We start from the raw sequence: 21,117 nt of genomic DNA on the forward strand, positions 1-21,117 counted from the left end.
CGGGGCTTTGTGGTTTGACCGCAACCAACCGACCACGTCGCCCTTTCGGGCTGAGCGTTCTGGGCGCGCCAGCGCCCTGCTCAGACCGGAAGGGTCCCCGCGGGAGCGACGATCGGGACCACGGCGGACATGGGCAATGAAGAACTTGATCTTTAAAAGCGATAATTCGGTAGACAGATCGTGAAGAGGGCGTAGCGTGGAGGGCCGCTTGACGGCCGTGGTGAGCAAGCACCGCAGCGGACGTCCCCCGCGCCGGACGGCGGCCGAAACGGCGTCCGGAAACGCGAGCGCAGCCGAGATCAGCCTGCCAAGGATGTTCCGTGCCCGCATCTGACCTGCACAAAGACCTGGACTCCGAGCTCTCTGCCGAACGTTCCCACCTCACCGAGTCGCGGGCCGCGCTGAAGCGGATGCGCGGCCGCGCCGAGGAGCTCTTCTCGACCGGCTCGATGGTCGCCGGCGATTCCTACACCGCGGAACAGCTCGGGCGGCACATGGCCCGCCGGGTCAAGGAGCTCGCCGACGATCCCGACACTCCGCTGTTTTTCGGGCGCCTCGACATCGAGGAGATCGCCTATCACGTCGGGCGCCGGCACGTCACCGACGACGCCGGTGAGCCGATGGTGCTGGACTGGCGCGCGCCGCTGTCCCGCTCGTTCTATCGCGCGAGCGTGCGTGATCCGCAGGGCGTGGCGACGCGGCGGCGGTTCGGGTTCGTCAAGGGCGAGCTGACCAGCTTCGAGGACGAGCACCTGGATCGGGGCGAGGAGCTGGGTACCAGCAGCCGGATCCTGACTGCGGAGATCGAGCGGCCGCGCGTCGGGCCGATGCGGGACATCGTCGCCACCATCCAGCCGGAGCAGGACGAGCTGGTCCGGGCCGACCTGGGCGAGTCGATCTGTGTGCAGGGCGCGCCCGGCACCGGGAAGACCGCGGTCGGGCTGCACCGGGCGGCGTTCCTGCTCTACCTGCATCGGGAGCGGCTGCGGCGGTCCGGGGTGTTGATCGTGGGGCCGAACACGGCGTTCCTGTCGTACATCTCGGCCGTTCTGCCGACGCTGGGCGAGGTCGAGGTGCAGCAGTCCACTCTCGACGAGCTCGTGAAGCGGGCGCCGGTCCGGGCGGCCGACTCGGCGGAAGCCGCGCTGGTCAAGAACGACGTGCGGATGGCTGAGATCCTGAAGCGGGCCCTGTGGTCCCGGATCGCCAAGCCGACCGAGCCGATCATGGTGTCGGACGGCTCCTACCGGTGGCGGATCGACGTCGAGCCGCTGCGCCGGATCGTCGACGAGGCCCGGCGCGAGGACTTGCCGTATTCGGTCGGCCGCGAGCGTGTCCGGGCCCGGGTGGTCGGCCTGTTGCAGCGCCAGTCGGAGTACCGGACCGGCAACTCGCCGGGCGAGACCTGGCTCCGCAAGATGAGCAGGATCGCCCCGGTGACCGGCTTCCTGGAGGCCTGCTGGCCCGCTGTCACCCCGGAGTCCCTGGTTGCTGAGCTGCTGACCGACCCGGCGGACGAGTTGCTGACGGAGGACGAGCGGGCGGCGATCCGCTGGGCCAAGCCGCCCAAGACGGCCAAGTCGGCCAAGTGGACGACCGGGGATCTGCTGCTGCTCGACGAGGCCGCCGGCCTGCTCGAACGGGAGAACAGTTTCGGTCACGTGGTCGTCGACGAGGCGCAGGACCTGTCGCCCATGGCGGCCCGCGCGATCGCCCGGCGCAGCGAGCACGGGTCGATCACGCTGCTCGGCGATCTCGCGCAGGGCACCGCGCCGTGGGCCACCACGGACTGGCGGGACATCCTGATCCACCTGGGTAAACCGGACGCTCCGGTGGTGCCGCTGACCGTCGGTTTCCGGGTCCCCGAGGCCGTGGTGATGCTGGCCAACCGGCTCCTGCCGGCGCTCGGCGTCAACGTGCCGGAGGCGGTGTCGCTGCGCCGCGACGGCGACCTCGCGGTCATCCCGGTCGCCGACCCAGACGATCTGGACGCCCGCACGCTGGCCGAGGTCACCGCGGCACTGGAGCACGAGGGCTCGATCGCGATCATCGCGGCCGACGCGGCGGTGGACCGGCTGCGTGGTCACCTCACGGCGGCCGGCGTCGAGCACGCGACGCCCGACGACCTCGAGGCCGAGGCGCGCGTCATGGTGGTCCCGGCCACGCTGGTCAAAGGCTTGGAGTACGACCATGTCATCGTCCACGAGCCGGCCGACATCGTGGCCGCCGAGCCCCGCGGGCTGAACCGGCTCTACGTGGTCCTGACCCGCGCGGTCACCCGCCTTTCCGTGCTGCACGCGAAAGCGCTGCCTGAACCGCTTAACATCGACTGATGCCTCGCATCGGTGTGATGTTCGACCGTGACCTGCCTCCCGAAGAGCTGCCCGCCTTCGCCGCCGCGGCCGAGGAGGCCGGCGCCGACGACCTGTGGGTGGTCGAGGATCTCGGCTGGGCCGGTTCGGTCAGTACGGCCGCGCTGGCCCTCGCCGCCACGTCCCGCATCCGGGTCGGCATCGGGATCGCGCCGGTCCCGCTGCGCAGCCCCGCGCTGCTCGCGATGGAGCTGGCCATGCTGGCCCGGGTCCACCCGGGCCGCCTGGTCGCCGGGCTCGGGCACGGCGTGGGGGCGTGGATGGAGCAGCTCGGCGTCAAACCGAAGTCGCCCCTGGCCATGCTCGAGGAGACCATCGTCGCGGTGCAGGGGCTGCTCCGCGGGGAGACGGTCACCCTGGACGGGCGTGAGGTGCACATCGACGGTGTGCGGCTCGTGCACCCACCGGTCGTCGTGCCGCCGATCGTCACCGGCGTGGTCAAGCCGCGCTCGCTGGAGCTTTCCGGCCGGGTCGCGGACGGCACGATCATCGCCGAGGGCAACGGGCCCGCGCAGCTGACGGACGCGCTCACGCACATCCGGCGCGGTGGGGCGACCGACTCGCACGAGCTGATCGTGTTCACGTACCTGCACGTCAACGACGATCCGGCCGACGCCGAGAAGGTCACCGGGGCGATGGTCGAGGGTCAGGCGAGCTGGCTCGGCGTGCCCGCGTCCGAGCTGTTCTCACTGATCGGGCCGCTCGGCGAGGTGCCGTCCAAGGTGGAGTCACTGGCCGGGGCGGGTGCCGGGACGATCGTGTTGCGGCCGCTCGGGCCCGACCCGATTCCGCAGCTCAAGGCCGCTCTCACCGCCCTCGGTCGCTGATCAGCCGGTTCATCTCGGTCACCGGCAGGGACGGGTTGCCGGCCGCCGACTCGGCCACCTGCGGGTCCGGGTCGGCGAGCAGTCCGGCGACCCGTTCGGCCGGCAGCGCCGGGTGGGCGGCCGCGATCGGGCGGGCCCGCTCCCCGGACGTGGCCAGGCACAACTCCAGCGCCTCGGCGTCGGCGTTCGGGTGCCGGGCGATCTCCCGCAGGGCCTTCGGCACCCGCGGATCCTCGCGAGCCAGGGCCAGGAGCAGGCCGCTGGGCGCGTCCGGGTTCGCCGCGACATTGCTTTTCACGCGTACGCCGTGAACCGCCACCATCCCGGCCAGCGTTTCCGCACTCAGACCGGGATGTCCGGCCACCGCCGCGACCACCTTCGCGTCCGGGTCGGCGGCCAGCGCGTCCCGCACGTCGGCGGGCAGGTCACGGCGGGTGGCCAGTAGCATGCGGACCTCCGGGACGGCACTGGCCGCGAGCCGGTGAACCTCTTCCCCGGTCGCTGCCTCGACCCGCGGCAGCGCGGTCGGCCCGATCCGGGTTGTCGCGGCCAGCTTCTCCAAGGTGTCCAGCGGCAGGCCCGAATTGTGGGCCAGCTGCCAGCGCACCTCGTTGACCTGGTCGTCAGCCATCCGCCGGATCAGCTCAGGCGGTAGCCCCGGATTCGCCGCCAGGTACTGCCGCACTCCCGGAACCGGGTCTTCGGCCAGCCGCTCGGCCACCTCGGCCGGCAGATCGGGCCGCGACGCGAGTGTCCACCGCAGAATCATGGACCGCTCCTCGGCCAGCCTGACCAGCGAAGACATCGGCGTCGCAAAGTTATCCACAGCCTGACACCGCAGGCTGTGGATAGCGGATTGGTGGCTGCCGTCACACGCGTCGCCGGGCAGCAGCGAACAATCCGGGCGCGCACAGTCCGGCTCGTGCGTGAACGGGACCGGCTCCTGCTCGCACACCCGGCAAACCTCCGGCGGAGGGTCGTTGCGCAGCAGCGCGGCCAGCAGATCCGACGGCGTGGCCGGATTGGCCGCGACCATCACCCGGACCTCGGCGTGCCGGTGCGCGGCCAGGCGTTCCAGCAGCTCACGGTCGGTGGTGAAGGCGGCCAGTTCGGCCGCGACCTCCGGGTCCGGGTCGGCCGCGAGCGCCTCCGAGACGTCCCTCGGCAGGGCCGGGCAGGCCGCCAACTTCTGCCGGATCTCGGCGCTGGGGTCGGCGACCAGCCGCCTGGCCCAGGCTTGCCGGCCACGACCTTCATCAAGAAGAGCCAATTGGATGTACGTCGTTTCGACCGCACCCAGGCGCCCCGGCCCCGCTGCCCTCTCCTCGGCGCCCGCCGGCTCGGTGATCGCATCGAGGTCGTCCGCGGAAAGGCGGCCGTCACGGGCCAGCACCACCGCGGCCCCGCCGTCACGAGCGGCCAGCGCCCGGATCTGGGTGCCGCTCAGGTCGCAGCGATAGGCGAGTGCGCGCGCCAGTTCCTCGTCGGCCAGCCCGATCAGGCGGTCGACGAGCGCGGGCGGCAGAGCGGGATTACCGGCCAGCGCCACCAGGAGGTCATCCACGATCGAGCATCTTCGCCGTTCCACGCCCCGGCGGGAAGCCTTGTTCGGTTGCGGCTGGATCTCACTCTGTGGACGGGGCGGTGCTAGGACCGCTTTGGTGGTCGTCAGGTCAACGGTTTCACCCAGCGGGACCACTCGCCCTGCCGACGGTAGCCGTGCGCCGACCAGATGCCGTGGGCCCGCTCGTTCGCGTCGAGCACCATGGCGTCCGCGCGGGTACCACCCAGCCTGCGGAAACGTTCCTCGGCGGCGGAAATCAGGCGGCCGCCGATCCCCTGTCGGCGATGGGCCGGTGAGACCGCGAGCCGATAGAGGTGGCAGCGCCATCCGTCCCAGCCGGCAATGATCGTCCCGACGATCTCGCCGTCGGCGACCGCGACGATCAGCGCCTCCGGATCCCTGGTGACCAGCGCTTCCACCGCCGCCGGGGTGTCCGTCGGGCGGCCGTCGTTCTCGGCCGCGCTCTGCCAGAACGCCAGCAACGCGTCCACTTCCGACGGTCCCGCCGCCCGCAAGATCAGCTCTCCCACGATCGTCACCCTAGAGCGGCCCCGGCCCCACCTCGACCGCTTATCCCAAGGCGCTGCCCCTGCCGGGCGGCCACCCGCGCCGGCTTCATGACAGCGGGAGGCATCACGACCATCAACTTTATGGCACAAAGTTCTTTGACTTTGTGTTGTAAAGTCGAGCCATGACATCGACTGATGACGAATCGACACTCGACGACCCGGCCGAGGCCCTGCGACTGATCGACCGCGAGCGCGCCAACCTGGAGCGCGAGCTCACCCCCGACGCCCGGTGGATGTATTGGCCCTGGGGCCTCGCCTGGCTGATCGGTTTCGGACTGTTCTTCCTGCGCTGGGGCCCGGACGAACGAGTCCTGGTCGACCTCCCCAGCTGGCTGCCACCGGCCACCCTGACCGTGCTGCTGATGGCCGCGGGGGCGATCACCGGCATCAAGAGCGCCCGCCCGAGCCGATCGGTCAGCGGCCCCACCACCGACCGGGGTCGCATGTTCGGCTTCTCCTGGTCGGCCGGGTTCGGTGGCCTGGCCATCGTGTTCAGCCAGTTCACCGACGTGGTCCCGGAGTTCCGCCAGGGCCTGCTCTGGGGTGGCGGCCTGGTCGCGCTGATCGGCACGCTGTTCATGGCCGGCGGCGCGGTCTGGAACGACCGCACGACGTTCTACCTGGGCGGCTGGATCAGTGTCGTCAACGCGGCCGGGGTGCTGGCCGGTCCGGGCTGGCATTCGCTCATCGTCGCGGTGGCCGGTGGCGGTGGCCTCCTGGCGGCCGGCCTGATCGGCGGGATGCGCCGCGGATGAGTGAGCTGCCCGATCTGGACCCGGTCATCCACGCCCAGGCCCGCCTCCGGGTCGTCTCGGCCCTCTCCCAGCTGCGCGAGGCGGACAGCATCGCCTTTCCCCGCCTCCAGGAGATCCTCCGGATGACCCCCGGCAATCTCTCCGTTCACCTGCGCAAACTTGAGGATGCCGGCTATGTCGAGGTGCAGAAGACGCACCGCGGCCGCACCCCCGCCACCCTGGTCCGGTTGACCCGTCGCGGCCGGCTCGCCTTCGACGACTACGTGATCGCCCTGCGTTCTCTGCTCGATCCGGCAACGGAAAGCTGATCAACAGGGATCATGTTGGGCATGCCGGAGGAACGTGAGACCTGGGAAGCCACACCGTTGATCAGTGTGGGGCCGCTGAAGTTCGGGACGACCCATGACGAGGTGGTCGCGGCGCTCGGCGGCTCCGAGCCGGAGCTCTTCGACGCCGGCGTGTGGCACGCCGGCGCCGCGTTCCACGACGCCGGCGTCACCGTTTACTACCGCGGTGACTACGCCGACGGGCCGCTAAGGATCATCGCGATCGACGCGGCTCGGGGCCCCCGGGTGTCGGTCGGCGGGACGCCGCTGACCGGCCAGGAGCACTCGGTCGTCGAGCAGTGGATGTGGGATCAGATCGACATTCAACACCTCGATTTGATGTACGACATCGACGGCTCACCCATGCTGCCCGGGCTCGGCCTGGCCGTTCGCGCCCAGCCGGTCGGTGACGCCACGCTCAGCGCACCCGTGTTCATCAACGACCAGGGCTCCGAGGTCTGGGAGCACGTGCCCGCGCCGCGCCCCTGAGCGAGCCGGATGAATGACAGTTCCGCCCGGAGGCTCGTGTCCGGATGCGACCATGCGGTTATGACCGCTCCATCGCCCGGAGTCCCCAACTGGGTGGATCTGGCCACGCCCGATCTCGACGACTCGATCCGGTTCTACACCAGTCTGTTCGGCTGGACCGCCGAGGTCTCCGGCGACGACTTCGGTGGGTATACGACGTTTCTCCTGAACGGTCTGCCGGTGGCCGGCGCCGGCCCACTGTTCGGGGAGGGTCAGCCGACCGCCTGGAGCACGTACATCGCGACCGACGACGCCGACACGATCGCCGCCCGGGTCGGTGCGTCGGCCGGGAAGGTGCTCGTGGCGCCGTTCGACGTGATGGATCAGGGGCGGATGGCGGCGTTCCTCGACCCGTCCGGCGCGCCGTTCAGCGTCTGGGAGGCCGGCATGATGCGCGGCGCCGAGGTCTTCAACGTCCCCGGCGCGCTGACCTGGAGCGAGCTGAACACCCGGGACGTCGACGGAGCACGGAACTTCTACGGCGCGGTCTTCGGGTGGACATTCCGGGAGATGCAGGTCGGCGGCCTGCCGTACATGCTCTGCGACAACCTGAACCAGCCCGTGGCGGGCATCCAGCCGATGATCGGCGACGCCTGGGCCGACGACACCCTGCCGTACTGGCTGGTCTACTTCGCGGTCGGCGACTGCGACATGGCCGCCGAGCACACGTTCGCCCTGGGTGGCAGCGTGATCAGCCCGCCCACGACGATCTCCATCGGCCGGTACGCCGTCCTGGCCGACCCCCAGGGCGCCACCTTCGCCGTCCTCGCCGGCACTCGCTGACACCACCGTCCCCGCGCGAGCCGCGACCGGCCGTGGGGGCGGTCAGGAGCGGACGGCCACCACCAAGGGGCCGTGGTCGCCGGGGATGATGCGGACCCGGACGCGGTAGTGCTCGGCGAGGTTGGCCTCGGTCAGGACCTCGGTGGGGGTGCCGGCGGCCACGACCCGGCCGCGGGACAGCAGGACCATGCGGTCGGCGTACTCGCCGGCGGTGGACAGGTCGTGCATGGTGGCGAGCACGGTCAGGGCCCGCTCGGCTCGGAGGTGGTCGACCAGTTCGAGGACTTCCTGCTGGTGGCCGATGTCGAGGGCGCTGGTCGGTTCGTCGAGCAGCAGGATCCGCGCGCCCTGGGCCAACGCCCGGGCCAGGAACACCCGCTGCCGTTCACCGCCGGAGAGCGTGTCCAGCCGCCGGTCGGCGAACGGGACGAGGTCGAGGGCGGTCAGTTCCTCCTCGACGGCGGCCAGGTCGGTGGCGGACTCCCGGCCGAGCGGCGCGATATACGGCGTACGCCCGAGAAGTACGTAGTCGAAAACGGTCATCGCGGGCGGGACGACCGGGTTCTGGACGACCACGGCGATGGTCTTGGCCCGGTCCCGCCGGTGCAGTTCGTCGACCGCGCGGCCGTGCAGCCGGACCGAGCCCTCGAACGGGAGCAGACCGGCCACGGCGCGCAGGGCGGTGGACTTGCCGGCCCCGTTCGGGCCGATCACGGTGACCCACTCACCCTCGGCGACCGACAGGTTCACGCGGTCGACGATCAGGGCGTTGTCGAGACGTACCGTCAAATCGGTGACCGCGACCGCCGTCATGCCGCCGCCGATCGCGTGGTGCGCAGCACCACGATGAAGAACGGTGCTCCGAGGAACGCGGTGACCACGCCGATCGGGATCTCGGCGGCGCCGCCGGCGACCCGGGCCAGCAGGTCGGTCAGGGTCAGGAAGGCCGCGCCGAAGAGCAGCGACAGCGGCAGCAGGGACCGGTAGCTCGGCCCGGTGAGCAGGCGCAACGTGTGCGGGACGATGATGCCGACGAATCCGATGAGCCCGGAGACCGAGACCGCGGCGGCGGTGCCCAGCGACGCGGCCACGATCAGCAGGTACCGGCTGCGCTGCGGGTGCAGGCCGAGGCTGGTCGCCTCCTCGTCGCCGACGGTGAGAACGTCCAGCTCACGGCGCTGGGTGAGCATGATCGCGGCGGTCAGCACGGTGTACGGCAGCACGACCAGCACGTCGTGCCAGCCGGCGGTGCCGAGGCGGCCGAGCAGCCAGGAGTACACCTCGCGCAGCGACTCGACGTGCCGTTGCAGCAGGTAGGTCTGCATCGCGGCCAGGAAAGCGGAGACCGCGACGCCGGCCAGGATCAGGGCGGCCGGTGATCGATCCCGGCCACCGGCGGCGCCGAGCACCCAGGTGAGCGCGACCGCGATCAGCGCGCCGGCGAACGCGGCGGCGGGCACCCCGATGGGCAGCCCCGTTTCGCCAGCCGGCCGCAGCACGGTCACCGCGGTCACCCCGAGCCCGGCCCCGGCGGCAACACCGAGCAGGTGCGGGTCGGCCAGCGGATTGCGGAAAGCACCCTGGTAGGCGGCGCCGGCCAGCGCCAGCATCGCGCCGACGAGCAGGCCGAGCACGACCCGGGGCAGCCGCAGCTCGGTCAGGATGGCGACCTCGCGTTCGGTGAGGCCGCTGTGGATCCGTACGCCGGGGATCAGGTCGAGAAGCTCGATCGCGACACCGCCGGGCGGCAGCGACACCGAGCCGAAGGCCAGGCCGGCGACGACCGCGACCAGCACGGCCACGACGCCGGCGGCCAACCAGGCCGGGCGCAGCCCGGCCGGCCTCATGAGACCTTGCTCACCGCGTCGGCCACGGACTTCACAAGATCGACTGTACGGGGACCCCAGCGCGACGCGATGTCGTCGTCCAGCGGATAGACCTGCGATTTCGCCACCGCGGTGATCGACGACCAGCCCGAGCGGGCGGCGACGGTCGCGGCCGACTGCCGGCAGCACTTGGTGTCGGCCAGGAAGACGGTGTCCGGGTTGGCCTTGACCAGCGCCTCGGCCGAGAGCTGCGGGTAACCGCCCTTGCTGCCGTCGGCGTCCGCGGCGTCGGCCACGTTGGTCATCCCGAACAGGTCGAACACGCCGCCGATGAACGTCTTCGAGGTCGCCGAGTACAGCTCCGGCCCGAGCTCGTAGTAGTAACTGAGTGGCTTGCTCCGCGCCGGGACCGCCTTCACGATCTGCGCGATCTGAGTCTTCATCTGGTCGGTGACCTGCCCGGCTTCCGATGCGTGACCGGTCAGCGAGCCAAGTTCCCCGATTTCCCGGTACGTGTCGTCGAGCGTCCCGGCGGCCGGGGAGACAAACGTCGGGATCTTGAGTTTGCCCAGCTGAGCGACGATCTGGTCGGCGTCGCCGGAGAGCACCACGAGATCGGGATCCTTGGCCGCGATGGCCTCGGCGTTCGGCTTGAACCCCGACAGGTCGGTCTTGGGGGCGTCGGCCGGATAGTTCGACTGGTCGTCGGCCGCGGTCACCTGCGAGCCGGCTCCGATCGCGAAGAGCATCTCGGTGGCGGTCGGGCTCAGCGAGACGATCTTTTCCGGTCGCGCGGCCAGGGTCAGCGCGCCGACCGTGACCGGGAATCCGGCGGGAGCGCTGCTCACCGCCGTACGGGAAGCCGGATCTTGATCTTGGTCTTGGGTTTTGCCGCAGCCGCTGAGCAGCAGGGCGGCCGCCGTCGCGGCGGCGATCAACGCGCGTCTCATCGAGGTCCTTCTGCCGGTCGGGTGTGGTGCCGCGCCGACCGGCAGTGAATGGATCACTTGCCGGCGTCGCTCTTGTTCTCGGCCTTCAGCGCCTCGTCGGTGTCGGCGGCACCCGCGGCCGCGGCGCTCCCGGCCTCGCTGTCGTCGGTCGCGACACTCTCGGTCGTGGCACTGTCGGCCTTGATGCTCTCGGGAGCGGGCTTGGTGGCGCGCTCGGCGTCGGCGGCCGCGACCCGGTCGCCCGCCTCGGCGGCCACGTCGTCGCCGGCCAGCGCGGACCGCAGCCGGGCCTTCTCCGCCGAGCGGCGCGAGGCCATGTCGCCGAGGTGCTCGGCCATCTGGTCCCGCCACTTGCGGAGCAGGATGAACGCGAAGGCGGCCGACGCGACGAACGCAATCATCGCCTTGACCAGGATATTCAACGGTGTCGGGAAGAGCACCGCGAACACGAGCAGGAACAGCCCGATGCGGCCCAGCGTGTACTTGATGGCGGGACTCATGATCTCTCTCCCTCAGCCGGACCGCTGACGGAGCCAGCGGAGGCCGTAGAACCAGACGAAGCAGTAGACGACCGTGGCGGTCACCGCGCCGGCGCCGCCGCTCACCAGGGGAGGAGTGTACGGCGCGACCAAGCCGGCGATCGTCATGCCCGCGGCCGCCCCGAAGCCGATGCCGAGCACGGCCGCCATCACCCTGTCCGCCCCGAAACCCTCGGCCCGGAACTGCTCGACGAAGAGCCACACCGGCAGGATCACGATCAGCCAGCCGTTGGTCTGCCCGAAGCCGGCCACCCCGGACAGCGCCAGGATGCCCTCCAGGACGAGGACCACCGCGATCCCGACGACCAGGCCGGCGAAGGCCGCGCCGAGCAGGTCGCCGACCGTCGCCACCGGACCGGAGTTCCGCCGAAGGCCGCCCGTGCTCCGCTGCTGGGTCATCAGAACACCCTAGGCCCAGACCTTCTGCGGCTCGCTGCGCCGCTCGGCCAGGCTGACCGGCTTCTCATACTCCCGGACGACCTCGTAGCGCGTGTTGCGCTCGACCGGCTGGAAACCGGCGTCCCGGATGATGTCGAGCAGATCGTCGCGGTGCATGGTGCTGGGCGTGCCGTAGGCGTCGGCATCGTGCGTGATCTTGTATTCCACGACCGAGCCGTCCAGGTCGTCGGCGCCGAAGTTGAGCGACAGCTGCGCCACCGACAAGCCGTGCATGACCCAGAAGTTCTTCAGGTGCGGCACGTTGTCGAACATCAGCCGGGAGACCGCGAACGTCTTCAGCGACTCGGCCGGCGCGGCCATCGTCGTGCGCTCCTGGATCCGGTTACGGATCTTGCCGTCGGCCGAGTCGTGGAAGTCGTGCTGATAGCGCAGCGGGATGAAGACGGCGAAGCCGTTGGTCTCGTCCTGCAGCTCGCGCAGGCGCATCACGTGGTCGACCCGGTGCCGCGGCTCCTCGATGTGCCCGTAGAGCATCGTGGCCGGCGTCTTCATGCCCTTCTCGTGGGCCAGCCGGTGGATGCGCGACCAGTCCTCCCAGTGGCAGTTGTGGTCGACGATGTGCTGGCGGACCTCCCAGTCGAAGATCTCGGCGCCGCCGCCGGTCAGCGACTCCAGCCCGGCATCCATCAGCTCGTCGAGGATCTCGCTGGCGCTCAGGCCGCTGATCTTCTCGAACCACTGCACCTCGGTGGCGGTGAAGCACTTGAGCTTGACGTTGGGCAGTGCGGCCTTCAGCTCGCGCAGCACCTTGGGGTAATAACGCCAGGGCAGCGAGGGGTGCAGGCCGTTCACGATGTGCAGCTCGGTGAGCTGCTCGTCCTCCATCTCCTTGGCCTTGCTGACCGCCTCGTCGATGCGCATCGTGTACGCATCCTTCTCCCCCGGCTTGCGCTGGAAGGAGCAGTAGGCGCAGCTGGCCGAGCAGACGTTGGTCAGGTTCAGGTGGCGGTTGACGTTGAACATCACCCGGTCACCGTTCAGCTCGGTGCGCTTGTGGTGGGCCAGCCGGCCGAGCCAGGCAAGATCATCGCTGTCGTAGAGCGCGATGCCGTCCTCGCGGCTGAGCCGCTCACCGGCGTAGACCTTCGCCTCGAGGTCTCGCTTCAGTCCGGCATCCATGTGCGCCCCTTTCCCGTTCTCGCCGTCGAGCCTACGTGCCGGGTATGACGCCGAGCACGGCACCGGGCCGCCCGGTGTCCCAACCCACTCGGACGGAACCTCTCTGACCAGGCAATACGGACTTCGACACCAGGAAGTCGAGAAATTCTCAGGCTCCTTTCACCTTCTTTCGATCGACAGCGGTGCGCCGCTGCGGTATGAACCTTTAGGAACGACTAGCGATGGTCCGATGATCGTCGCGGACGGGGAGCTCATGTCCAAGGCACTGCGTTACGGAACAGCTACATCACGCTCCGTGTACGCGCGACTGCTACCCGTCACCATCTCGGCGGCAGTCGCCGCGGCACTGGCAGCGCTCTTCGCGCCGGTCCCGGCGATGGCCGCGCCGTATGACGGCCAGCCGCTCGCCGCGGGCGTGCCGGACTCCGGCTCACGCCCGACCCAGGTCGGCTCCCTCGTGCTGCCCGGAACCCCGGTCACCACGACCACGGTCAGCAGCATCCCCGGCTCGGCCACCAGCCCGGTCCTGCAGAAGATCGAGAAGGGCCGCGTCGAGGTCGACCAGCTCGGCGACCAGCTGGTCACCCTGAAATCCGACCGCGATCTCGCACAGACCCAGGTCACCACCGCGCAGCAGAAGGTCACCGACGCGCAGACCAACCTGCAGGGCGCCCAGGCCGACGCGTTGAGCGCCGCCAGCCAGGGGCTGCAGGACGCGGCCGCGGTGCCGCCCGGCGCGCTCGACTCCGGCCTGCTCGGGCTCGACCAGCTGGCCCGCATCCAGCGCGGCGAGAAGCCGGTCGACGCCTCCTCGATCGACCGCCTGGAGTCGGCGCAGGTCGCCGCCCAGCTCGCGCTCGACGAGCAGACCGTCGCCACCGACAAATTCGACGACCTCACCAAGAAGTACGACACGCAGAACGTCAAGCTCACCCAGAAGCAGACCGCGCAGGACAAGTACGAGGCCGCCCACAAGGCCGAACTGGACGCCGCCGAGGCCGCGGCCAGCGCGAACGACCTGGCCCTGGGCTCGCAGTACCTGGCCGGCCCGTCGGCCGGGCGGGGCGCCGACCCGCGCGCCGTCCAGGCGTTGCAGTTCGCCCTGGCCCAGCGCGGCGACCCGTACGTGTGGTCCGAGGAGGGCCCGGACGAGTACGACTGCTCCGGCCTGATGTACGCGGCGTACCACTCGGTCGGCTTCCCGCTGGTCCGCGTCTCCCGCGATCAGTACTGGCAGACCCGCAACAAGGCGGTCGACCGGTACTCGCTGCTCCCCGGCGACCTGCTGTTCTGGAGCTACACCAACAGCTGGACCGGCATTCACCACGTCGCCATGTACGCGGGTGACGGCATGATGATCGAGGCCCCGCGCACCGGTCTGAACGTGCGGCTCGTCCCGGTCCGCTGGAGCACGCTCTTCGGCGCCACCCGGGTCTTCGGCTCGGTCGAGGGCGGCACCGACAACATCCCGCTCGGCACGCCCGACTCGGAGGTCGAGCCGACCACCCCGACCACGCCGACGACGCCGGCCAAGACCAGCACGCCCAAGCCAACCGGCACGAAGTCGACCACGCCGAAGCCGTCGGCGACCACGACCAAGCCCGGCGGCGGTTCGAGCTCCGGCTCGCCGGACCCGGAACCGTCCACGAGCAGCCCGTCCGACACGCCGTCCTCGTCCACGCCGAGCAAGACGCCCGACCCGGACCCGACGACGACCACGCCCGCCCCGGAGGAGACCAAGACCACGACCCCGGCGGAGGAAACCTCCACCACGTCGTCGGCGGCCTCCACCGAATCGGCCACGTCGAGCAAGTCGGCCGATACGTCGTCGGCGGTGGCTTCGTCGTCCTCCTCCGGTGCGACAGACAAGTAGTCCGGAAATCGGGTACTAAGGCATACGGAAACCATCCGAATCTCTCACCAGCCCCTCGACCTTTCTGTCGGAGGGCTGGTCGGGTCTATGCCGGGTGCGTTCACACCGACGGATGTGGCACGGTTAAGGTCAGCGACCGACGTCCTAAACCCGTCGGCAGCGGCGGTCGGGAGGCCCCATGGACGAGCAGCAGGCGACCAGGGACGGCGATAGCTCGACGCCGCCGCCCGGCCGGCCGTCCGCGGGCGACGCCGAGGGGTATGCGCCGCCACCGCCGCCCGGCCCGGGGGCGCTGTGGGCCGCGTCCGCGCCGCGCCCGGTGACGGCGTCCGCGTCGGCTCAGGTCTCGCCCGCACCGCCCGTTTCCGCAGCGCCGGCGCCTGGCTCGGCGGCTCCGGCCTCCGGGTCGGCGGCCGTGCCGAAGGCCGCTGCCACGCCGGGTCCGGCCGCGCCGGCCTCCGCGGTGGTGGCCAGCGCGAAGGCGTTCGGCTCGGCGCCGGTCTCGGCGCCGCCGCGTTCGACCGTCTATGGGACGTCGACCTCGGAGCATCCGACCGTGTACGGCAAGGCCGTATCCGAGCCGGAGCCGGGTGACCCGACCCCGAAGCCGGCCGAGCCCTCAGACCCGAAGCCTTCAGACCCGAAGCCAGCCGAGCCTGAGCCGGCCGAGCCGACCCCCGGCGACCCCAAGCCCACCGAGCCCAAGCCCACCGAGCCGAGCCCGGGCGAGCCCGAGCCGCGCCCGGATGAGCCACGCCCGGATGAGCCGCGTCCGGTTCCCACGCCGCCGAAGCCCAGCGAGCCCAAGCCGGCCGACCCCCCGGTCCCGGACCCGATCAAGCCGCCGCCCGGGCCGATCCCCAGCCCGCAGCCCGGGCCGTTCCCCACTCCGGCGCCCCAGCCGGCCCCCACTCCCCCCGGCCCGGTGCCGAATCCGTACCCGCCGAGCCCCGTTCCCCCTGGTCCCGGACCTTCACCGGTGCCGCCGACGCCGGGTCCCAGCCCGGTGCCGCCCGGCCCCGGACCGTCCCCGGTTCCGCCCGGCCCGACGCCGAGCCCGGTTCCCGGCCCGCCCGGGCCGAGCCCGGTGCCCGCGCCGCCGCCCGGACCGGGTCCGGTGTTCCCGCCGCCTCCGGTGATCGGGAACGGTCTGCCTTCGTACACGATGCCGCCGGTGAGCGGCGGCCCGACGGGAGTCCTTCCGCCCATGTCCAACGGCACCTCCGGCTTTCCACCGGCCCCGGCCAACCCTGACCTGACCCAGCCGCTCCGCACCGCCGCCGCGGGGAATCCGGACCTGACCGCACCGCTGCGGACGCCCGCCGCGGGAAACCCGGACCTGACCGCGCCGTTGCGCCCGGGCGCCGCGGGGAACCCGGACATGACGATGCCGCTTCGCACGGGTGCTGCCGGGAATCCGGACATGACGATGCCGCTGTCCACGGCGGCCTCGAACGGCGACTTCGACCGGACCATGCCGGTCGGGCCGGCCGGCGGCGACCTGACCGCGCCGATGAACCTGGGCGGGCGCGGCGCCGGTGACATGACACTCCCGGTGAATCTCGCCACCGCCACGAACATCGACTCCACCATGCCGGTGAACTATGTGCCGACTCAGCCGGATCGTTCGTCCGCTCAGCGCAATCAGGGCGGTCAGCTCTACAGCAGCACCGGCGGCTACCCGGCGCTGGAGATGCCCGTCCCGTCCAACGATCCGGTGGAGAACTCGGGCTCGCTGACCGGGCACATCCTGGCCCAGGGCTGGCACGACGCGAAGGTCGACCAGCGCCGCGGGAACCTCAAGGTGGTCGTGGCCATGCTCATCGTTCTCGGCCTGCTGGTGGCCGTGAGCCTGGTCTTCGTCCTCACCGTGGGCAGCAGCTTCAGCGACATGCTGAAGGGTGTCACCGGCTGAGCGGACGGCCGGGGTTGTTTGCTGCCTGGGGGCACCTGCTCTAAGCTGGCGAGGTTGTGCGCTGAGGTGAGCCTGCCCACTACCCGACGGGAATGCGGTCGGTGGCGCGAGCGTTCACACGTACACTTATGGCAGTTATTGAAGCGGCGTGCCCACCCGGTGCATGCCTCGGGCGTTCTTGCGGGCATTTCAGCGGGCGGTTCTCGACAACCGCGGCGGGCTATTCGCGAGCATGCGCCCCCGTAGAGAGGTTCTCTTGACCACTTTCGCTGACCCCAGCACGTTCCCGTCCGTTTTCGACAGCAACAGCACTGACGACACCACCGGCACCGACGTCACCGTCACCGCCGAGCCGGCCGCCCCCGAGGCCGCCGCCGAGACTCCCGCGGCTGAGACCGCTGAGACTGAGATCGCCGAGACCGCCGCCGTCGAGGCTCCCGCGGCCGAGGTCGCCGCCGAGACCGACGAGACCCCCGCCGCGCCGGCTCTCACCTTCGCCGACCTGGGCGTTCCCGCCGAGATCGTGCGAGTCCTCACCCGTGAGGGCATCACCACCCCGTTCGAGATCCAGGCCGCGACCGTGCCGGACGCGCTGGCCGGTCGTGACGTGCTCGGCCGTGGCCAGACCGGCTCGGGCAAGACGCTCGCCTTCGGCCTGCCGGTGCTCGCCCGCACGGCTAAGAGTGGCAAGGCTCGCCCGCACTACCCGAAGGCTCTGATCCTGGTTCCGACCCGTGAGCTGGCGATGCAGGTCGCCGACTCGCTGATGCCGGTCGGCCGTTCGGTCGGTGTCTTCCTGAAGACGGCCGTCGGCGGGGTTCCCTACGACCGCCAGATGGATGCTCTGCGCCGCGGCGTCGAGGTCATCGTCGCCACTCCGGGCCGGCTCGCCGACCTGATCGAGCGGGGCGCCTGCAAGCTCGACGACGTCGAGGTCACGGTTCTCGACGAGGCCGACCAGATGGCCGACATGGGCTTCCTGCCCGAGGTCACCGACCTGCTGGCCAAGACGCCGGAGAACGCGCAGCGTCTGCTCTTCTCGGCCACTCTGGACGGTGACGTCGACACCCTGGTCAAGCGGTTCATGCACGACCCGGTGACTCACTCGACCGCGCCGGCCGAGGCCAGCGTGTCCACGATGGATCACCACCTGCTGCTGATCCCGCCGGCCGACAAGTTCCCGATCACCTCGTGGATCGCGAACCGGGACGGCAAGACCATCGTCTTCGCGCGCACGCAGATGGGCGTCGACCGCCTGGCCGAGCAGCTCGCGGCCGTCGGTGTCCGGGCCGGTGCGCTGCACGGCGGCAAGACCCAGCGGGTGCGCACCCGGACCCTGGCCGAGTTCAAGGAAGGCCGGACGAACGTTCTGGTCGCCACGGACGTGGCCGCCCGGGGCATTCACGTCGACGGGGTTTCGCTGGTCGTGCACGTGGACCCGCCCAAGGACCCGAAGGACTACCTGCACCGCGCCGGCCGTACGGCTCGGGCCGGCGAGTCCGGTGCGGTCGTCACCCTGGTTCTGCCCAAGCAGCGCCGCACCACCCAGGCCATGATGGCCAAGGCGGGCGTCGCGCCGGCCGAGGTCCGGGTGCGTCTGGGCGACGAGAAGCTGGCCGCGATCACCGGCGCTCAGGAGCCGAGTGGCATCCCGGTCGTCGAGGAGCCGGAGCCGCGGCGTGAGCGCTCCGGTGGCGGTCGTGGCCGCTTCGGCGGCGGTGACCGCGGTGACCGGCCCCGCTACGGGGACCGGCCGCAGCGCTCCTACAGCGACCGGAACGACCGTGGTGGTTACCGGGGTGACCGTCCGGCTGGCGAGCGCGGCAGCTTCGGCGACCGTCCCCGCACCGGCTTCGGTGACCGTCCCGCGGGTGGTGGCTACGGCGACCGTCCTCGCACCGGCTTCGGTGACCGTCCGGCCGGCGAGCGTGGCGGCTACGGTGACCGTCCGGCTTCCGCGTCGGGTGCCGGCGACCGTGGGAATTTCGGTGACCGCGGTGGGGACCGTCGCTTCGGTGACCGTCCGCGGACCGGCGGCGAGCGTTCGTTCGGTGACCGCGCGTTCGGTGACCGTCCGGCTCGCCCGGCGGCGACCGGTGACCGTCCGTCCGGCCAGCGCCGGGACGGGCAGCGCACGGACCGTCGTGAGGGCCCGGGCCGCTTCAACTCGCCGCGGCCCGCGCGCAGCCACTGATCCACAGGTTTGACGCACCACTGATCTGAAGCACGAACGGGAGCCCCGACTCGCAGCCGCGAGCCGGGGCTTTCCGTTATCCACAGGACTGTCCACAGGCCTTTCCGCGGCGCGACGCTCACCCTCCGTACGGGAAAGAAAATGATCGTGGCCGCCGCCGAGGGAGAAACCTGGACCACGCAGGCTTTTCCGGCGGCGAAGCCGGGTAGCTTGCCGGTATGGGCATGCTGTCGGCAGGGTTGTTCTGGGAACGCCGGGATGTCCCCGGCAGCGAGCATGTGCGGCTGGACGCGCGAAATGGGCTGTATGCCCAGGGGGTCGCGCTGGCCGCGACACCGGTCACCTACTCCTGCCGCTACGAGATCCGGACCGATCCGGGTTGGGCGACCGCCTACCTGGACGTGCGGACCGAGGGTGCCGGCTGGGCCCGCGGGGTGCGGCTGGAGATGGCCGCCGGTCGCTGGCGGGTGACCACCTCGGATCAGGGCGACCTGGACGCGGCTCTGGTGGCCGCCGGGCACGCCCGCGCCGGTCTGCCCGGGATCGAGGACCCGGACCGTCTTTTCGGGGCGTTCGACGTCGATCTGGGCGCGTCGCCGCTCACCAACACGCTGCCGATCCGCCGGCTGGATCTGTTGAGCGGCGAGACCGGCCTGTCGCACCGGCTGAGCGTCGCGTGGGTGCTGGTGCCGAGCCTGGAGGTGGTCCAGGCCGACCAGATCTACACGCCGCTGGGTTCGGGCCAGGTGCGGTACGCCAGTGAGACGTTCGCGGCCGATCTGACCGTCGACGACGACGGCTTCGTGGTCGACTATCCGGGGCTGGCGCGGCGTGTCGAGCCGGGCGTCAGACCCGTTCCCGAATCCAGGTGAGGCACGTCTTGTCGACGGTGGCGAACGGCTTGCCGTAAACGCTCCGGGACGCCTCGTCCTTCTTCTTCCCCAGGCGCAGCACCTGGTTCGTGAACTGGAACAGTTTGCGTTCGCCGAACGTCTCGGCCATGCACGCCGACGCGTAATGCCCCATCGCGTAGAGCGTGTTGACCGTCAGATCGTCCGCGTTGTCGGCCAGTGGCGGCACGGCCATCGTCTTCGGCACGCCCCGCCGCTTGAACGAGTCGGACAGCACGTCGTGGTTGCCGGTGTCCTGCGGCTTGCGGGGCAACGCGCCGACGTACTCGGCGATGCCCTCGACCAGCCACTGGTCGTCCCCGGAGGCCCAGTCGGCGCCACCCAGGGTCACCACGTGGGTCAGCTCGTGCTGGACCGTGACGGCCAGCTGGCGCTGGTTGCCGCTGGTCTTGGCGCGCAGGATGATGTCACCGCCGGTCGCGTTGAGCGGCATCTCGTAGCCGATGATCCAGGACTGGTCGACGCCGCCGTACCAGTTCTTCCAGCCTTTCTCGTCGGCCACGTAGATGCGGTAACGCTTCTGCGGGTTGCCGACGTAGCCGGCGTACTTGTCGACGACCTTGGCCGCCTTCTCGGCCAGCGGGAGCACCTGCTTGATCCGTTTGGCCTGGCTGGTCGGCCCGGCGACGATCACCCGCTTGCCCTTGACCATGGTCAGCGCCACGTTGTCCCAGGGCGCCGGCTGCAGGTAGTTGTTCTTCACCCCGGTCGTGTCGTCCAGCGCGGTGATCGTCCACAGGCCCTTGAGCAGCTGGAACGTCAGCTTGTAGGTAGCTTTGGCCGCGCCCGTGCCGTAGTTGCCGTTCCAGGCCGGGCAGGTGACGCCGGAGAGGCAGTAGCCGAGCGTCGCCTGCACCACGACCTGGTCGGCGGTGGTCTCGGGGAGCTTGTCGCTGTGGAACTCGGCGTGGCTGAGCTCCAGGCCGCGCAGGTTGCGGAACATCGTGCGGTAGCGGGTGACGAGCGTCTTCCGGGCCGGGTCGACCGGGGTCAGCCAGCCCTTCTCGTCGCCCTTCGCCAAGGCCTGGGCCTGCAGCACGAGACGCTGCTGGGCGAGTTCGAAGGCGGTCGGCGGGCGGGTCGCGGCCGGGTCCGCGGTGGCCTTCGCGGAGTCGTCCTTCGCCGGCCAGAAAACGATCGCGCCGGCGGCGGCGGCCAGGACGATCGCGATCAGGGCGGCGACGAGAGCGGGCTTCCGCGATCCCCCGGGCGGCGGCGGCGCGGCAAATCCCGGCTGCGCCCCGAATCCCGGCTGGGCCTCGAATCCGGGCTGCATCCCGTATCCCGGCGGCGTTCCGTATCCCGGATGCGCTGGATATACCGGATGCGTCGGATACACCGGTTGCTCCGGGTAGGCCGGATAGGCCGGGTGGCCGCCGGAATCCGGGCGCTCGGGAAACTCCGGACGCGAAAGATCTTCCACGCGCGGGATCTAATCACGACGCATCGATGTGGCCTAGATCCTGCCGTGCCTCCGGTCCTCTTCGCCCGGTCTCAACCCATTTCGCCGTACGGCGGTGAGCCGCCCGCCCAGCCGATCCGCACGCGACCCGCGTCCGGTGCCGGCTGCGAGACGCGCCTCGCGCCCGGCCGGCTGGCCCTCAGGC

19 protein-coding genes are annotated in these 21,117 nt (G+C 70.8%); 10 read left to right on the forward strand and 9 right to left on the reverse strand.

Annotated features, from left to right (window positions below; genetic code table 11):
• Positions 1 to 320: 320 nt before the first annotated feature.
• Together ACSHV8_RS40040 and ACSHV8_RS40045 are read left to right on the forward strand one after the other, a co-directional pair.
• A complete protein-coding gene (locus tag ACSHV8_RS40040; RefSeq protein WP_436524706.1) occupies positions 321 to 2,333 on the forward strand; it encodes a HelD family protein in 2,013 nt (670 codons plus the stop codon).
• The gene (locus ACSHV8_RS40045) at positions 2,333 to 3,199 is read left to right on the forward strand and encodes an LLM class flavin-dependent oxidoreductase (protein WP_436524708.1); all 867 of its coding nucleotides are present in this window, start codon (positions 2,333 to 2,335) and stop codon (positions 3,197 to 3,199) included. Before ACSHV8_RS40040 ends, ACSHV8_RS40045 begins: the two co-directional genes overlap by 1 nt.
• Here the strand turns inward: ACSHV8_RS40045 and ACSHV8_RS40050 are convergent.
• Entirely contained in the window at positions 3,180 to 4,763 is a 1,584-nt protein-coding gene (locus ACSHV8_RS40050) for a hypothetical protein (RefSeq protein ID WP_436524710.1), read from the reverse strand. The two genes, ACSHV8_RS40045 and ACSHV8_RS40050, sit on opposite strands and share 20 nt — an antisense overlap.
• A 104-nt stretch (positions 4,764 to 4,867) precedes the next feature.
• The gene (locus ACSHV8_RS40055) at positions 4,868 to 5,461 is read right to left on the reverse strand and encodes a GNAT family N-acetyltransferase (RefSeq protein ID WP_436524712.1); all 594 of its coding nucleotides are present in this window, start codon (positions 5,459 to 5,461) and stop codon (positions 4,868 to 4,870) included.
• Here ACSHV8_RS40055 and ACSHV8_RS40060 point away from each other — a divergent pair.
• From ACSHV8_RS40060 to ACSHV8_RS40075, 4 genes are read left to right on the forward strand one after another with little or no spacing between them, the layout of a single operon-like run.
• Positions 5,455 to 6,087 (forward strand): transporter, encoded by a 633-nt coding sequence (locus tag ACSHV8_RS40060; protein WP_436524714.1) that lies wholly within the window; start codon positions 5,455 to 5,457, stop codon positions 6,085 to 6,087. The genes ACSHV8_RS40055 and ACSHV8_RS40060 overlap by 7 nt on opposite strands.
• Positions 6,084 to 6,395: a winged helix-turn-helix domain-containing protein gene (locus ACSHV8_RS40065; protein WP_436524716.1), complete on the forward strand. Its 312-nt coding sequence runs from the start codon at positions 6,084 to 6,086 to the stop codon at positions 6,393 to 6,395. The genes ACSHV8_RS40060 and ACSHV8_RS40065 overlap by 4 nt, the downstream gene beginning before the upstream one ends.
• A 21-nt stretch (positions 6,396 to 6,416) precedes the next feature.
• On the forward strand, positions 6,417 to 6,902 hold the full coding sequence (locus ACSHV8_RS40070; RefSeq protein ID WP_436524718.1) for a hypothetical protein: 486 nt from the start codon (positions 6,417 to 6,419) through the stop codon (positions 6,900 to 6,902).
• Positions 6,903 to 6,962: 60 nt separating this feature from the next.
• Positions 6,963 to 7,724: a VOC family protein gene (locus tag ACSHV8_RS40075; protein ID WP_436524720.1), complete on the forward strand. Its 762-nt coding sequence runs from the start codon at positions 6,963 to 6,965 to the stop codon at positions 7,722 to 7,724.
• Positions 7,725 to 7,766: 42 nt separating this feature from the next.
• Here the strand turns inward: ACSHV8_RS40075 and ACSHV8_RS40080 are convergent, their stop codons facing one another.
• Genes ACSHV8_RS40080 through mqnE form a run of 6 tightly spaced genes read right to left on the reverse strand, consistent with a single transcriptional unit; the run spans position 7,767 to position 12,617 of the window.
• Positions 7,767 to 8,537, reverse strand: a complete 771-nt coding sequence (locus ACSHV8_RS40080; protein ID WP_436524722.1) for an ABC transporter ATP-binding protein — start codon at positions 8,535 to 8,537, stop codon at positions 7,767 to 7,769.
• Positions 8,534 to 9,571, reverse strand: coding sequence for a FecCD family ABC transporter permease (locus ACSHV8_RS40085; RefSeq protein WP_436524724.1), 1,038 nt, complete (start codon positions 9,569 to 9,571; stop codon positions 8,534 to 8,536). Before ACSHV8_RS40085 ends, ACSHV8_RS40080 begins: the two co-directional genes overlap by 4 nt.
• Positions 9,568 to 10,500, reverse strand: a complete 933-nt coding sequence (locus ACSHV8_RS40090; RefSeq protein WP_436524726.1) for an ABC transporter substrate-binding protein — start codon at positions 10,498 to 10,500, stop codon at positions 9,568 to 9,570. Before ACSHV8_RS40090 ends, ACSHV8_RS40085 begins: the two co-directional genes overlap by 4 nt.
• Before the next feature lie 53 nt (positions 10,501 to 10,553).
• Entirely contained in the window at positions 10,554 to 11,000 is a 447-nt protein-coding gene (locus tag ACSHV8_RS40095) for a DUF4229 domain-containing protein (RefSeq protein WP_436524728.1), read from the reverse strand.
• A 12-nt stretch (positions 11,001 to 11,012) separates the two neighbouring features.
• A complete protein-coding gene (locus tag ACSHV8_RS40100; RefSeq protein WP_436524730.1) occupies positions 11,013 to 11,438 on the reverse strand; it encodes a hypothetical protein in 426 nt (141 codons plus the stop codon).
• Between the two features lie 9 nt (positions 11,439 to 11,447).
• Positions 11,448 to 12,617: an aminofutalosine synthase MqnE gene (mqnE, locus tag ACSHV8_RS40105; protein ID WP_436524732.1), complete on the reverse strand. Its 1,170-nt coding sequence runs from the start codon at positions 12,615 to 12,617 to the stop codon at positions 11,448 to 11,450.
• A gap of 229 nt (positions 12,618 to 12,846) precedes the next feature.
• On the opposite strand from mqnE, the gene ACSHV8_RS40110 reads away from it, so the two are divergent.
• From ACSHV8_RS40110 to ACSHV8_RS40125, 4 genes are all read left to right on the forward strand, one after another.
• A complete protein-coding gene (locus tag ACSHV8_RS40110) occupies positions 12,847 to 14,490 on the forward strand; it encodes an NlpC/P60 family protein (RefSeq protein ID WP_436524734.1) in 1,644 nt (547 codons plus the stop codon).
• A gap of 1,207 nt (positions 14,491 to 15,697) precedes the next feature.
• Positions 15,698 to 16,405, forward strand: coding sequence for a hypothetical protein (locus ACSHV8_RS40115; RefSeq protein WP_436524736.1), 708 nt, complete (start codon positions 15,698 to 15,700; stop codon positions 16,403 to 16,405).
• Positions 16,406 to 16,661: 256 nt separating this feature from the next.
• The gene (locus tag ACSHV8_RS40120; RefSeq protein ID WP_436524738.1) at positions 16,662 to 18,599 is read left to right on the forward strand and encodes a DEAD/DEAH box helicase; all 1,938 of its coding nucleotides are present in this window, start codon (positions 16,662 to 16,664) and stop codon (positions 18,597 to 18,599) included.
• Positions 18,600 to 18,817: 218 nt separating this feature from the next.
• Positions 18,818 to 19,471, forward strand: coding sequence for a putative glycolipid-binding domain-containing protein (locus ACSHV8_RS40125; protein WP_436524740.1), 654 nt, complete (start codon positions 18,818 to 18,820; stop codon positions 19,469 to 19,471).
• Here ACSHV8_RS40125 and ACSHV8_RS40130 read toward each other — a convergent pair.
• Entirely contained in the window at positions 19,446 to 20,786 is a 1,341-nt protein-coding gene (locus tag ACSHV8_RS40130) for a hypothetical protein (protein WP_436524742.1), read from the reverse strand. The two genes, ACSHV8_RS40125 and ACSHV8_RS40130, sit on opposite strands and share 26 nt — an antisense overlap.
• Positions 20,787 to 21,117 lie beyond the last annotated feature (331 nt).

This window comes from Actinoplanes sp. HUAS TT8 (assembly GCF_051380535.1).
Lineage (GTDB): Bacteria > Actinomycetota > Actinomycetes > Mycobacteriales > Micromonosporaceae > Actinoplanes.

Bases quoted from the DNA above. Each gene is read 5' to 3' on its own strand.
- ACSHV8_RS40100 (WP_436524730.1), bottom strand. From the start codon at position 11,438: ATGACCCAGCAGCGGAGCACGGGCGGCCTTCGGCGGAACTCCGGTCCG.
- ACSHV8_RS40125 (WP_436524740.1), top strand. From the start codon at position 18,818: ATGGGCATGCTGTCGGCAGGGTTGTTCTGGGAACGCCGGGATGTCCCC.
- ACSHV8_RS40115 (WP_436524736.1), top strand. From the start codon at position 15,698: ATGTCCAACGGCACCTCCGGCTTTCCACCGGCCCCGGCCAACCCTGAC.
- ACSHV8_RS40065 (WP_436524716.1), top strand. From the start codon at position 6,084: ATGAGTGAGCTGCCCGATCTGGACCCGGTCATCCACGCCCAGGCCCGC.
- ACSHV8_RS40045 (WP_436524708.1), top strand. From the start codon at position 2,333: ATGCCTCGCATCGGTGTGATGTTCGACCGTGACCTGCCTCCCGAAGAG.
- ACSHV8_RS40095 (WP_436524728.1), bottom strand. From the start codon at position 11,000: ATGAGTCCCGCCATCAAGTACACGCTGGGCCGCATCGGGCTGTTCCTG.
- ACSHV8_RS40055 (WP_436524712.1), bottom strand. From the start codon at position 5,461: ATGTCATGGCTCGACTTTACAACACAAAGTCAAAGAACTTTGTGCCAT.
- ACSHV8_RS40080 (WP_436524722.1), bottom strand. From the start codon at position 8,537: ATGACGGCGGTCGCGGTCACCGATTTGACGGTACGTCTCGACAACGCC.
- mqnE (WP_436524732.1), bottom strand. From the start codon at position 12,617: ATGGATGCCGGACTGAAGCGAGACCTCGAGGCGAAGGTCTACGCCGGT.
- ACSHV8_RS40070 (WP_436524718.1), top strand. From the start codon at position 6,417: ATGCCGGAGGAACGTGAGACCTGGGAAGCCACACCGTTGATCAGTGTG.
- ACSHV8_RS40085 (WP_436524724.1), bottom strand. From the start codon at position 9,571: ATGAGGCCGGCCGGGCTGCGCCCGGCCTGGTTGGCCGCCGGCGTCGTG.
- ACSHV8_RS40130 (WP_436524742.1), bottom strand. From the start codon at position 20,786: ATGCAGCCCGGATTCGAGGCCCAGCCGGGATTCGGGGCGCAGCCGGGA.
- ACSHV8_RS40110 (WP_436524734.1), top strand. From the start codon at position 12,847: ATGATCGTCGCGGACGGGGAGCTCATGTCCAAGGCACTGCGTTACGGA.
- ACSHV8_RS40090 (WP_436524726.1), bottom strand. From the start codon at position 10,500: ATGAGACGCGCGTTGATCGCCGCCGCGACGGCGGCCGCCCTGCTGCTC.
- ACSHV8_RS40075 (WP_436524720.1), top strand. From the start codon at position 6,963: ATGACCGCTCCATCGCCCGGAGTCCCCAACTGGGTGGATCTGGCCACG.
- ACSHV8_RS40060 (WP_436524714.1), top strand. From the start codon at position 5,455: ATGACATCGACTGATGACGAATCGACACTCGACGACCCGGCCGAGGCC.